The organism is Achromobacter sp. JD417, from assembly GCF_041879325.1.
GTDB lineage: Bacteria > Pseudomonadota > Gammaproteobacteria > Burkholderiales > Burkholderiaceae_B > Achromobacter > Achromobacter mucicolens.
On record NZ_CP087159.1, the window covers coordinates 6,178,373 to 6,190,709 of the forward strand.

10 protein-coding genes are annotated in these 12,337 nt (G+C 61.6%); 1 reads left to right on the forward strand and 9 read right to left on the reverse strand.

The window, feature by feature from the left end; translation table 11 throughout:
• Nucleotide 1 precedes the first annotated feature (1 nt).
• On the reverse strand, nucleotides 2-589 hold the full coding sequence (locus tag LN047_RS28475) for a cysteine dioxygenase family protein (RefSeq protein ID WP_056320567.1): 588 nt from the start codon (nucleotides 587-589) through the stop codon (nucleotides 2-4).
• A 140-nt stretch (nucleotides 590-729) separates the two neighbouring features.
• Here LN047_RS28475 and LN047_RS28480 point away from each other — a divergent pair, with 140 nt between their 5' ends.
• Nucleotides 730-1,623 carry a LysR substrate-binding domain-containing protein gene (locus LN047_RS28480; RefSeq protein WP_152383024.1) on the forward strand — a complete coding sequence of 298 codons (894 nt, stop codon included), beginning with the start codon at nucleotides 730-732 and terminating at the stop codon, nucleotides 1,621-1,623.
• Here LN047_RS28480 and LN047_RS28485 read toward each other — a convergent pair.
• The 8 genes from LN047_RS28485 to LN047_RS28520 all read right to left on the reverse strand — a co-directional run bounded on the left by LN047_RS28485 (nucleotide 1,617) and on the right by LN047_RS28520 (nucleotide 12,304).
• Nucleotides 1,617-2,621, reverse strand: coding sequence for an asparaginase (locus tag LN047_RS28485; RefSeq protein WP_056320573.1), 1,005 nt, complete (start codon nucleotides 2,619-2,621; stop codon nucleotides 1,617-1,619). The two genes, LN047_RS28480 and LN047_RS28485, sit on opposite strands and share 7 nt — an antisense overlap.
• On the reverse strand, nucleotides 2,614-3,531 hold the full coding sequence (locus LN047_RS28490; RefSeq protein ID WP_373980835.1) for a ParB/RepB/Spo0J family partition protein: 918 nt from the start codon (nucleotides 3,529-3,531) through the stop codon (nucleotides 2,614-2,616). Before LN047_RS28490 ends, LN047_RS28485 begins: the two co-directional genes overlap by 8 nt.
• A 45-nt stretch (nucleotides 3,532-3,576) precedes the next feature.
• Nucleotides 3,577-4,398 carry a GNAT family N-acetyltransferase gene (locus LN047_RS28495; protein ID WP_373980836.1) on the reverse strand — a complete coding sequence of 274 codons (822 nt, stop codon included), beginning with the start codon at nucleotides 4,396-4,398 and terminating at the stop codon, nucleotides 3,577-3,579.
• Nucleotides 4,399-4,407: 9 nt separating this feature from the next.
• Nucleotides 4,408-5,208, reverse strand: coding sequence for a ParA family protein (locus LN047_RS28500; RefSeq protein ID WP_056320583.1), 801 nt, complete (start codon nucleotides 5,206-5,208; stop codon nucleotides 4,408-4,410).
• Nucleotides 5,205-5,894, reverse strand: coding sequence for a 16S rRNA (guanine(527)-N(7))-methyltransferase RsmG (gene rsmG / locus LN047_RS28505; protein WP_373980837.1), 690 nt, complete (start codon nucleotides 5,892-5,894; stop codon nucleotides 5,205-5,207). Before rsmG ends, LN047_RS28500 begins: the two co-directional genes overlap by 4 nt.
• Complete coding sequence (gene mnmG, locus LN047_RS28510) at nucleotides 5,891-7,810, reverse strand: tRNA uridine-5-carboxymethylaminomethyl(34) synthesis enzyme MnmG (protein ID WP_062839283.1); 1,920 nt, start codon at nucleotides 7,808-7,810, stop codon at nucleotides 5,891-5,893. Before mnmG ends, rsmG begins: the two co-directional genes overlap by 4 nt.
• Before the next feature lie 3,031 nt (nucleotides 7,811-10,841).
• The gene (locus LN047_RS28515; RefSeq protein WP_056320589.1) at nucleotides 10,842-11,048 is read right to left on the reverse strand and encodes a cold-shock protein; all 207 of its coding nucleotides are present in this window, start codon (nucleotides 11,046-11,048) and stop codon (nucleotides 10,842-10,844) included.
• Nucleotides 11,049-11,281: 233 nt separating this feature from the next.
• Nucleotides 11,282-12,304: an AbrB family transcriptional regulator gene (locus LN047_RS28520; RefSeq protein WP_373980838.1), complete on the reverse strand. Its 1,023-nt coding sequence runs from the start codon at nucleotides 12,302-12,304 to the stop codon at nucleotides 11,282-11,284.
• Nucleotides 12,305-12,337 lie beyond the last annotated feature (33 nt).

Sequence of the window (12,337 nt, forward strand, 5' to 3'; positions counted from 1 at the left end):
ATCAGCGCCGCGTCTGTACGCCAATCGGCATGATCTTGCAGGTGCCGGTCTCCAGGTCGAAGCCCAGGCGTTGGTCCAGCGTTTCCAGCGCGCGTCCGTACATGTGCAGATGGCGGATGACGCTGTCGCCCTGGATTTCCACCGCGTGGATATCGTCGGGCATCAGCGCGATGCCGGTGCCCGGGCCCACCACCACGGTATCGATCTGCGCCAGCTTGCCGACTCCCGGCTGCGAACCGTCGTCCAGGCGGTCGTACACGTAGTTGTATTCGACGCCTTCGACCGCCGCGATACACGCCCAGGTGGTGTGGTTGTGCGGCACGATCTTCTTGCCCGGGCGCATGACGTTCAGGTACAGCGCATAGCTCTTGTCGGCGTCTTCGGCGATGAGATAGCGGGCCTGGCGTTCGTCGCCCTCGGGCGGCGGGTAGCGGTCGGCGCCCCACCAGGCGGTATTGCCGGCCAACGCCACCAGTTCATCCAGGACGAGCTGAAGGCTGTCGCGGTTCAGGCCCTTATTTCCTACAGTTTTTTTAATATTTTCGACCGCGCTGTCGATGCCGGCCTGTTGGGGATGTGCAGTGCTCACGTCGTTGTTCCCTCTTGTTTCATGAGTTATTGCACTTACTGTATCGCCGGGTGTGAATGCCAACAATTTAAATTGCTTGAACATTCCATTAGGACTGCTAATGTGTCGGGTTATCCCTGAACCCATTTCCCGCTGAACGGATGCGCAATCTAGACCTGGACCTGCTTCGCACGCTGACGGCCATCGCGCAGCATGAAACGTTTTCCGAGGCCGCCAACCGGCTGCACAAGACGCAGTCCGCCATCACGCAGCAGATGCAGCGGCTCGAGGCGATGATCGGTTTGCCGCTGTTTGAAAAGCAGGGCCGCAACAAGGTGCTGTCCTCGCATGGCCGGCGGCTGGTCGAATACGCCCGGCACATGCTGGCCATCAACGATGAAGCGCTGCGGGCGTTGCAGGATGGGCCGCTGGAGGGCGATCTGCGGCTGGGTGCGCCCCTGGACGTGGCGGACACGATCTTGCCCACCCTGCTCACGCACATTGCGCGCGTGGCGCCCCGCGTGAAGCTGGAGATCCGAGTCGATCGCAGTCCGTTCCTGATGGATGCCCTGCGTGCGGGCGAGATCGACCTGACGATCTCCACGCGCTTTGACCAGGACTTCGAGGGCGTAGCGTTGCGTACGTCGCCAACGGTCTGGCTGGCATCCGCCGATTACGTGCATGATTCCCATGCGCCCGTGCCGCTTGTGCTGGCGGACGAACCCAGCATCTTTCGCCGCCTGGCGCTCAATGCGCTGGAGCAGGCGCAGGTGCGTTGGCACACGAACTACGTGGCGCCAAATCTGGTGGGGATCAAGGCCGCGCTGCGCGCAGGCCTGGGCGTGACGGCGCGCAGCGTGGAACTGCTGGGGCCGGAGATGCGGGTGCTGGGAGAAAAGGAAGGGCTGCCGCCCCTGCCGGACGTGACCTACTTCCTGTGGATAAGGCGTGATCTCATCAATCCGCTGACGCGGCAGGTGTACGACATGCTGCGGACCAACCTGGGTCTTGCGCAGCAAGGCGCGGCGACGGAGCCGCCGCCCGCGGTTCAATAACGGTCGAACACCTGCTGCAACGCATCCGGATCGCGAGTGATCGTCAGCGCGAGCATCAGAAGTATGCGCGCCTTCTGCGGATTCAGGTCGCGCGCGGCGACAAAGCCCAAGCTGGCGTCGTCGACTTCGACATCGCGCGCCACGAAACCGCTGCCCGTGCGACTGGATCTAACGACGGCCACGCCGTCGTCGGCTGCACGGCGCAGGCCTTCGATGGCCAGGTCGGTGGCGTTGCCGTCGCCCACGCCCGCCAGCACGATGCCGTCGGCGGCGCTGGCCAGGAAATCGATCAGGTCGGCCTGCAGGTTGGCATACGCATAGACGATGTCCACACGCGGCCAACCAGCCTTTTCCAGCAATGCGAGTGAAAACTCGCTTTGTGCGCCATAGGTGGTGGCATTGCGCGAGTAAAAGCAAGGCACGCCGCCGTGCATGACGCCGGCGCGGCCGCGATTGGGCGATGCAAACGCGCACAGGCCGGCGCTGGCGATCTTCTGGATTTCGCGGGCGTAATGGATGTCTTCGTTCATGACGACGAGCGGGCCGCGGCCCCGCGCATCGGGATGGCGCGCCAGCGCCACCGCGTTGTACAGATTGGCCGGACCTTCTGCGCCCAGGGCCGTGGCCGGGCGCATGGCGCCAACCAGCACGACGGCCTTGTCATGACGGTTCACCAGGCTGAGGAAATACGCGGTTTCCTCGAGCGTATCCGTCCCGTGGGTGATCACGATGCCTGCCACCGAGGCGTCCTGGCAAAGCGTGTCCACGCGCTGCGCCAGCGCGCGCCAGACGTCGTGCGTCATGTTCTGGCTGCCGACGTTGGCAACCTGCTCAGCGCGGATCTCTGCGATGCCGGCCAGCTGCGGCACCGCCGCAAGCAGGTCATTCACGGAAAAAGTGCCCGACTTGTAGCCGGCGGACGTGGCGTCAGCCTGGGCCCCCGCAATCGTGCCCCCCGTCGCCAGCACCGCGATGACGGGCAATGCGTTTTCAGGCATCAACCGCTCCGGAAAGGCCCTGGCGCTCGAGGAGCGAATTCAGGTGCTCCCAGCCGTGGAAGTCGATGACGATCTGACCCTTTTCCTTGGCGCCCACTTTCAGCGCCACGCGCGTGCCCAGATGATCGGACAGCGCTTCTTCCAGACGCGTCAGGTCGCGCGACACGCCGTTGGTCTTTTTCTTGGGCGACGCCGAGGTTTCGGCTTCCTTGGCCGTCTTGGCAACGAGCTTTTCGGCCTCGCGCACCGACAGACGGCGCGCGATGATGAGATTGGCAAGCTGGATCTGCGTGGCCGCATCGACGGCGAGCAGCGCGCGGGCGTGGCCCATGTCGACGTCGCCGGCCAGCAGCATGGTCTGCACGGGCGCGGCCAGGTTCAAGAGGCGCAGCAGGTTGCTGGTGGCGGACCGTGAACGGCCGATGGCCTGCGCGGCCTGTTCGTGCGTCAGGCCGAACTCATCGAGCAGGCGGCGCACGCCGTGCGCTTCTTCGAGCGGATTCAGGTCTTCGCGCTGGATGTTTTCGATGAGCGCCATGACGGCGGCGTTTTCATCGGCGACTTCGCGCACCAGGACCGGCACTTCTTTCAGGCCGGCAAGCTGCGCGGCGCGAAAGCGGCGTTCGCCAGCAATGATTTCGTAGTGGCCGGGCGCATCGCCCAACGCACGCACGAGTATCGGCTGCATGATCCCTTGCGTGCGAATCGATTCGGCCAGCTCGCCCAGGGCCCCCTCGTCCATGCGCGTGCGCGGCTGGTACTTGCCGGCGCGCATCTTCGAGATGGGCAGGGTGGACGGCGGACCCTCGGGCTTGGCGACAGCCTTGCCGATGTTGTCGATTGCGGGCGCATCGGCGCCCAGCAAGGCGTCCAGTCCGCGACCCAATCCCTTGGGTTTCTTGGTGGCCATAATTAAATCCTCTTTCCTTCTGTCTTTGTATCCTGAGCGCCGGGCTCAGGCGTCCGCCTGCTCGGCGGGCAGGCGGTACCAATACGCGTAACAGTCTTTGAATCCGTAGCGGTCATACAGGGTCCGCGCGGCGACGTTTTCCGGCTCGACCTGCAGATAGGCCGTCCTGGCGCCGCCGGCAGCCCCTTCGGCCAGCAAATGCTCCACCAGGACAGCGGCGTAACCTTTGCGCCGATGTCCCGGGTGGGTAACGATGTCGAACAGGCCGAGCAGGTCGCCTTCACGCACGGCCATCCCCGCAGCGACCACCTGCCCTGCCGCGTCGGTGGCGAGCACCGGCTGCTTATCCACAGCCAGACCGGCAAGGCGCGCGTGGTGTTCGGCGATGTGCGCAGCCGATGAGCCGCGCAGCGCCCCGACCGCCGCCGCAAAGCGCTCGGCATCGACCATGCTGAAATGCAGATCGCTCCTGACGCTTGCGCGGGGAGCGAGCGGCGTGCTCATGACGCGAGTCTCACCGGTGTAGAGATAACCGCGGGCCTCCAGCTCGGCGTCGAGCGAAAAATCGGGGCCGATGGAGGTGATGCGCAGCACCATGGGCAAACCCTGGCGCGCATACAACGATGAACAATACGCCAGCCGCTCATCCAAAGGACGTGTGGATAACCCCAGCACATTGACGCTTCGGACCCGCTTGGCCGGCGATTGGGCAAAACGCACAAGCCAGCCATCATAGATCACCTGCGCGCCCACGGCAGTGGCGTTCAGCGCCGCGTCTTCCAGCCGCACGCGCAGCGCATCGCGCACGTCGGCGGGCGGCGTGGAGAGGGTTGGCTGTGGCGGAAAAAAGAGCGCGGCGTCGGGCATCGGGGACGGCTAGTTCAGGTCTTTCCTGACGCGTTCGATCATTTCGGCCCCGAACGAGATGTACGCCTGCGCGCCGCGTGACGCACGGTCGTACACAACGCCCGGCATCCCGTAACTGGGTGCTTCGGCCAAGCGCACGTTGCGCGGCACGACGGTCTTGAAGACCTTGTCGCCGAAGTGCGATTCCAACTGCGCGGACACCTGCTGTTGCAGCGTCATGCGCGGATCGAACATGACGCGCAGCAACCCGATGACGCGCAGGTCGTCGTTGATGTTGCGATGCACGCGCTTGATGGTGTTGACGAGGTCCGACAGGCCTTCGAGCGCGAAATATTCGCACTGCATGGGAATGATGACGCCATGCGCGGCTGCCAGGCCGTTCAAGGTAAGCAGGGACAGCGTGGGCGGGCAGTCGATGAGCACGAAGTCGTACTGGGTCGCGACCGTGTCGATGGCGGCCTTCAGTTGGCGCTCACGCTGTTCCATCTGCACCAGATCGATTTCGGCGCCGGACAGTTCGCGGTTAGCCGGCAGCACGTCGTAACCACCGGACTCGGACTTCACGCGCGCCTGCTCGATGGAGGTCTCGCCGATCAGCACCTGGTACAGATTGGACTCCAGCGAGTTCTTGTCGATGCCGCTGCCCATCGTGGCATTGCCCTGCGGGTCCAGATCCACCAGCAGCACGCGCTGATTGTGCGTGGCAAGACCCGCCGCCAAGTTGATGGCGGTCGTCGTCTTGCCCACGCCGCCCTTCTGATTGGCAATGCAGAAAACGCGGGCGGATGTGCTGGGGGGTATGTTCTTCATAGGGTTCCTTGACTGCGGCGCATCCAGATCAGGCAGCGTTCTGCTTGCAGCTCCGGCACCTGGAGCGGCTGAATATGGTCGACTTGCCATTCCCCGCGCGCGTGCAGCGCCTGGATTTCTTCTTCGGGGACCTTGCCCTTCATGGCGACGAGGGTACCATTCTTGGCTACATGGCGACCCGCGAGTTGCGCAAAATCATCCAATGATGCAAACGCTCGCGAGGTGACGATGTCGCACTCGGCGGGATCCAGCGTTTCAATGCGCGCGTGCCGCGATTGCAGGTTGGGCAAACCCAGCGCGCCGCTCATCTGGCGCACGAACGCGGTCTTCTTTTCGACGGCGTCGACGCACGTCACGGACCAATAGGGCTGCATGATCGCCAGGACGACGCCAGGCAGGCCGCCGCCCGATCCGACGTCGAACACCTTGGCTGGCGCGTCGGGCGCGGCCAGCGCCTCGCTGAAGGGCTTTACGGCCGCAAGACTGTCGAACAGATGCTGCACGAGCATCTGCTGCGGATCGCGAATGGCGGTCAGGTTGTACGTGCGATTCCAGCGCTGCATCTGCGCCAGGTAATTGAGCAGTTTGGCGACGGCGTCATCGTCGGGGCGCAGGCCAAGCTGCTCGCATGCACGAGTGAGTCGGCCGGCCATGTCGATGCCGGCCTGATTGGCGGGCGCGCTCATGCCGCTTGCTTGCGCGAGCCGTAATGCAGGCGCTTCAGGTGAATGAGCAGGAGCGAGATGGCAGCCGGGGTGACGCCGGAAATGCGTGCGGCCTGGCCGATCGTTTCCGGACGATGCGTCTTGAGCTTCTGGCGCACTTCAAAGGACAGGCTGGTCACGGCGTCGTAATCCACGTCCGCGGGAATCGGCTGTTGTTCATGGGCAATGTGCTTCTGCACTTCGTCCTGCTGGCGCGCGATGTAGCCGGCGTACTTGACCTGGATCTCGACCTGTTCCGACAGCACGTCGTCTTCGACGACCCCCGGGCCGGCGAGCAACGAACCATCGGCGTTTTGGGCGCCCATCAAGGCTTCGTAGGACACGTTCGGCCGTTTCAGCAGGTCTGCGAGTGAGTACTCACGTTCAATTGCCTTGCCCAGTAGCGGTTCGGCGACCTCGGCCGGCAACAGACGCGGATTTACCCACGACGACTTTAAGCGTTCGACCTCAGCCGCGACCGCATCGCGCTTGCGGTTGAAGGCATCCCAACGCGCATTGTCGACAATTCCGAGCTGCCGGCCGATTTCGGTCAGGCGCAGATCGGCATTGTCTTCACGCAGGCTAAGACGATATTCGGCGCGCGAAGTGAACATGCGATAGGGTTCGGTCACGCCACGAGTGACCAGGTCATCGACCAACACGCCCAGGTAAGCCTCATCGCGGCGCGGGGTCCACTGCTCGCGTTCCTGCGCCTTCAGGGCCGCATTCACGCCAGCCAGCAATCCCTGCGCGGCGGCTTCTTCGTAGCCGGTGGTGCCGTTGATCTGGCCGGCGAAGTACAGACCTTCGATGGCCTTGGTCTCGAGCGTGCTCTTGAGTCCACGTGGATCGAAGTAGTCGTACTCGATGGCGTAGCCGGGCCGCATGATGTGCGCATTCTCCAGCCCGGGCAGCGAGTGGATCAGATCAAGCTGCACGTCGAACGGCAAGCTGGTGGAGACGCCGTTGGGATACACCTCGTGCGTGTCCAGCCCTTCCGGTTCAAGAAACACCTGGTGGGACTGCTTGTCGGCGAACCGGTGGATCTTGTCTTCGATGGACGGGCAATACCGCGGACCCACCCCTTCGATGACGCCGCTGTACATCGGCGAGCGATCCAGACCGCCGCGAATGATGTCGTGCGTGCGCGCGTTGGTGTGGGTGATCCAGCACGGCAGCTGGCGCGGATGCATGGCCACGTTGCCCATGTACGAAAACACGGGAATCGGGTCCAGGTCGCCGGGCTGCTCTTCCAGGATGGCGTAGTTAATGGTGCGCCCGTCAATGCGCGGCGGCGTACCGGTCTTGAGGCGGCCTTGGGGAAGCTTCAGTTCCTTCAGGCGCTGACCCAGCGAAATAGCCGGCGGGTCGCCGGCGCGTCCGCCCGAATAGTTCTGCAGGCCAACGTGGATCAGGCCGTTCAGGAATGTGCCGGCGGTCAGCACCACCGTCTTGGCCCGGAACTTCAGGCCAACCTGCGTCACGGCGCCGACCACACGATCGCCCTCCACCATCAGGTCCTCAACCGCCTGTTGAAACAGCCACAAGTTCGGCTGGTTCTCGAGGCGACCGCGGATGGCCTTGCGATACAGCACGCGATCTGCCTGCGCGCGCGTGGCACGGACAGCCGGCCCCTTCGAGCCGTTCAGGATTCGGAACTGGATGCCGGACTCATCCGTGGCCAGTGCCATGGCCCCTCCGAGGGCGTCCACCTCTTTGACGAGGTGGCCCTTGCCGATTCCGCCGATGGACGGATTGCAAGACATTTGGCCAAGGGTCTCGATGTTGTGCGTGAGCAGCAGCGTCTGCGCACCAGTACGGGCTGCAGCCAGAGCCGCTTCGGTGCCGGCGTGGCCGCCACCGACGACGATGACATCGAATTCGCGGGGATAGTCCATGATGGGGGGAAGGTAAAGAAGAGAGCGTTCGGCGCTCATTATAGAGGCAGGGGTTGCATGTTTCACGTGAAACATTTTGGGGAGTGTGTTTTGCGCCAAAGGGCCCTTGTCGGGTAGCGCGAGACCTCGTGGGGCGGCGGGCGGAGGGGTCTGAAAGTATCGGCATCTGCCGGTGTCGTGGGCTGATGTTCCACGTGAAACATACCCGTCGCTTGTCGACTGAGTACGCCGCAAGAAAGCTCTTTCGTTGTTTCACGTGGAACATTCATTTATTAAGGACTTGGTGATTCGTGTAGGTGGCCAGATGCATCGGCGCGAGGGCTGAAGCCCGCACCTATAGCGCCTGCTCCGCCGTCCCAAAGGTGAAGGCCGGATCTATGGGTCCAGGTAACAGGCGAGCCTAGAAGGATCTGAGCAATGGGCATGAGAGTGTTTCACGTGGAACACTCCCCAGGACATCATCGACCCACCAGCGTGCCGCGGTTCGTCCCCCGTTGAACCCTGCCAATGGGTCCATACTTATCTCCCCTCACCCATCGTCAGCATCGTCGCGCATAGGACGTGTAGCCAGATTTGAGGCCTCCCAGACGCGCGGGGCCGAGTCCTTTGCACCACACGGTGACGTCATGCTTTAGACAGCAGAGACCACCGTCAGCTGTGTATAGGTTAGGTAAGTATGCCAACCGCCTGTGCATTCGGGCTTGAGGCAATCATTCCTAGCTTCACAGTGCGCCTATCCAGGCTGCGGAACGGGTGTTCCACGTGAAACAAGCGCTTAGCTCTAGGTGGTCGCCGATGGGGCACATCGCTACGTGGCAGCCATGCGGGCCAATCGGTGCAAATTGCTGAAGGAAGATGAGGGTGCCGAGATATGCCGCAAGTACCGCAGCAGCAAACGCTTTCACCAGCCGGAGCCCGATGCGCACCACAGTTATTCAACACCATCCAATGTTTCACGTGGAACACTAGTCACCAATAGATCATCGTAGTTAACGTCGATGTACTCGATGCTAGTTACCCTTCGATCGCTTGAACTGGCCTTCGGTCGCCCCAACTAATTTTCGCTGTTAGGTCGGTGACCGATATGGCTGCGGTGTTCAACGATGCTCGCGCCCACTACCTGCACGGCTAAAGCAACGTGGACGTCGCTCCCTTGGGCAAAAACCGCCCGCCAAACCCGACGACCTGAAGTCGTAGTCTCGAAAGCCTGCCGAATCTACCGCCACTCGTGCCCCGCAAAGACGGCCGATGTTTCACGTGGAACATCCAAGACATAGATTCTGCAGCTGGCCGGCAGCTATGTTCCACGTGAAACACCCAAAGCAGCCGGCGTCTATCCCGCCGCAACATCTCACTTTCCGCGGGAGGGCCACAACAATACGCAGCGCATCGACCAGCAGCGTGTGACACAGGAAAAGTAAGAAACCGGAAAAAAATCGATTTATGACACCCTACCCTAGCCCTAGCCCAAAAAAACGAATTTTTCGGACCACAGCGGTTGGACAAAACTCAGCGGTTGATTCGAAAGCCGCATTAAAGTTCCCCGGGGTAGCCAACCAGGCAGCTAATTGCGGCAAGCGAAACGGTTCTCACGTTCCGTTCCGACGGCCGGCAGCATGAAGCGCAAACACGGGTAGATGCAAAGCGAACGGCAAGCGGGAACCATGAAGCATGCGTTCCCCGCGTAAAACCCAGGGCTTATCCACAGACAACGGTTAACCGCAGCGCACTATGAAAAGGTTCGAATTGCTCAACGCCAGACTCGGGTTACGCACATTCTTATCAACAGGCCGTCAAGGGTGCAAGCCAGTACACGCCATTGCATTGAAGACCCGTGCGTACCATCGACAACAGCAAAAGCCACCGAAGGCCTAACTCCAGCGGGTTCCCGCAACCCCAAGCAGACACGGCTGTCTTATCCACAGCACCTGCAGCACGCTCTACTGACGTCGGCCTCATACCCACATCTCGTTGATGGGCATTCTCATGCCAGCGCGGACTGCGGCTACGCTGATCAAAATCGGCGGCGTACATCGGCATGTTGCTGCCGGCCGCCCTGAGCAAACTTGCCGCGCAGATTACTGGGGGGCACGTTATTCACAAAATTATCCCCACCCCAGAAATTCGCTGAAAACCCACATGCCCAGGGCATCGATCTTCATTGACCCGACAATCATCTTGCTCGGTCTCTGCCGCCCGCGCCATCATCCATATGGCCGAGACGACAACACTTCATGTGAAACGCTGTGGAAAAGTCGGCGGAAGACGTTCTATGAGCAATTCTCCGCGCGACTAGTGCGCCCAGGCATCGTTGGGATAATCCAGTGCCCGGTTCCTGTCCGACCCTCTCGAATCAGCAATGCAACGTGGCGCGCCAACCGCTTGATGAAGCTCGTCGTGCTCACGCCAGGCCTCGGGATAACTTCGCAATTTCCGTTCCCGGACCCTAACCCTTTCGGCGATATCCCCACTTCTATCCACAGGCGCAGACCGACAATTTGGACTCCAGAAGGCGTAATTCTGTGCATAACCGGGATGGGGATATCTTTGTGAACAACAGACAGGATTCAGGCCCGGACGCGTCAACTACAACCCGAAAAGCGCGCCTGTCAGCGCAAGAAAGAGCGGGCAGGCCAGCGGAAAATAATGCGCAGATCCCCGAGTTTCCCTATGAGAACGCGGATTAAACCCTCTCTCCAGCGCTCGGACGCAGGCAAACTGATTATTCACGGGAAACCCAATCGGGTCGCCGTTATTGATGCAGATATCTGTGCAAAACCGGACTGCCCACGGTCCGATTGCTTCATTACTGCGCATCAAAATGAACGACACCGGGAATAATTATCCACAGAGTTATCCAGTGGTCGAGAATATGTTAGTGAACACTAACAGTGCCTGTCTTTAATGGGCACGACCAGACTGCCCGGTGCCGCAAAACGGAAGGCCAAATGAAACAACGCCCCAGACCGGGAGGTCTTGGGGCGTTGTAGCCAGGCCGGGCCTGGCGGACGGGAAATTGGGATTTCCCGATTTAGAGCGGGCGAATGTCGGCCGCTTGAGGTCCTTTCGGACCATCCTTAACTTCGTATTCGACTTCCTGGCCTTCGTTCAGGCTGCGATAGCCGCGACCCTGGATGGCGGAAAAGTGTGCGAACACATCGGTGCCGCCCACGTCCGGCGTGATGAAACCGAAACCCTTGTCAGCGTTGAACCACTTGACTTTGCCCTTCTGAGCCATTTTCTCTAGCGTCCTGTAATTAAATCGAAATGCAATGAATCAAGGACGCCGTGCGAACTGAACGATCGGTGCAAAACCAGTGTTCCCGCTTGTCGCCAGAGCGGCAGACCGAGTCCGCGCGCTGCTTGAATCAACTGCGGAATCAGCATACTCATCCGGCATTACCGAGTCATATAGTTGTTTACCCCAATGTCGCTTTTTTTTCACTGGAACGGCATTACCGCCAGACGGAATTAGCCTTGCCGACGCGCCAGAATCGCGTAAATGGGACCGGTCACGATCACCACGAAAACCATGCGCGTGACGTGAAAAGCCGTCACCACCGGAACGCCCAATTGCAGCACTTTGGCGGTGATGGCCATCTCTGCAATGCCGCCGGGTGTCGTGCCCAGAATCAGCGTGGGAATTGGTGCGGCGGACCATAGCGAAAGCAAGGCGCCCACGCCAAATGCAAGCGCCAGCGCAAGGATCGTGAAGCCCGCCACCGCCAACATGAATCGCGGTGCGGCACGAAAGAAGTCGGGGCGATAACGATCGCCCAGCGACCAGCCGATAAGGAGCTGCCCCGCCTTGGGCACAAAGTCCGGCAACGCGGATAGCTCTATGCTCGACGCGGTGAGAATCATGGCGACAAGCATGGGCCCCAGCACCCAGGGATTGGGTAGCCGAAATTTCGTGAAGGCAGCGCCTCCCACGATGGTCAGGGCCACCAGCGCCGCAAGCCCCACCGCATGTACATCGCGCGGCCCCGGCACGGTCGGATCCAGCCCCGCCACGCCCCACCACTGAAAGATGAAAGGCACGGTGACCACCACCAGCAAGACGCGCACGCTGTGCGCGGTGGCCACGCGATCGATCCTCGCACCGTGGCGTTCGGCCAGGTTGGCCATTTCGCTTGCACCGCCGATGGCCGATGAAAACCACGCGGTCTTGAAGTCCACATCGGTATAACGACGCAGAATCGCGGTGCCCAGAAATGCGAGCGCCAGCGCAAACAACATGCCGGCAATGATGGGGCCAGCGTTGCTGCCGATATGCCCGATGACCTGCGGCGTGAAGTACAACCCCAGCGAGGCGCCGATGACCCACTGGCCCGCATTGCGAGCTGGCCTCGGGCATGCGGTTGGCAATCCTGCGATCCGGGTGGCCGCGGTCAATAGCAGCGCGCCCAACATCCACGGCAGCGGCATGTGCGCCCACACCGCCAACAACGCGCCGATCAGCGCAATAAAAAATCCGGCCAGCACTCGGGCCATGCTTTTCTGAACCACAATCCCGTCCGCGTTGGA

Bases quoted from the DNA above. Each gene is read 5' to 3' on its own strand.
- LN047_RS28480 (WP_152383024.1), top strand. From the start codon at position 730: ATGCGCAATCTAGACCTGGACCTGCTTCGCACGCTGACGGCCATCGCG.
- LN047_RS28495 (WP_373980836.1), bottom strand. From the start codon at position 4,398: ATGCCCGACGCCGCGCTCTTTTTTCCGCCACAGCCAACCCTCTCCACG.
- LN047_RS28520 (WP_373980838.1), bottom strand. From the start codon at position 12,304: ATGGCCCGAGTGCTGGCCGGATTTTTTATTGCGCTGATCGGCGCGTTG.
- LN047_RS28515 (WP_056320589.1), bottom strand. From the start codon at position 11,048: ATGGCTCAGAAGGGCAAAGTCAAGTGGTTCAACGCTGACAAGGGTTTC.
- mnmG (WP_062839283.1), bottom strand. From the start codon at position 7,810: ATGGACTATCCCCGCGAATTCGATGTCATCGTCGTCGGTGGCGGCCAC.
- LN047_RS28500 (WP_056320583.1), bottom strand. From the start codon at position 5,208: ATGAAGAACATACCCCCCAGCACATCCGCCCGCGTTTTCTGCATTGCC.
- LN047_RS28490 (WP_373980835.1), bottom strand. From the start codon at position 3,531: ATGGCCACCAAGAAACCCAAGGGATTGGGTCGCGGACTGGACGCCTTG.
- rsmG (WP_373980837.1), bottom strand. From the start codon at position 5,894: ATGAGCGCGCCCGCCAATCAGGCCGGCATCGACATGGCCGGCCGACTC.
- LN047_RS28485 (WP_056320573.1), bottom strand. From the start codon at position 2,621: ATGCCTGAAAACGCATTGCCCGTCATCGCGGTGCTGGCGACGGGGGGC.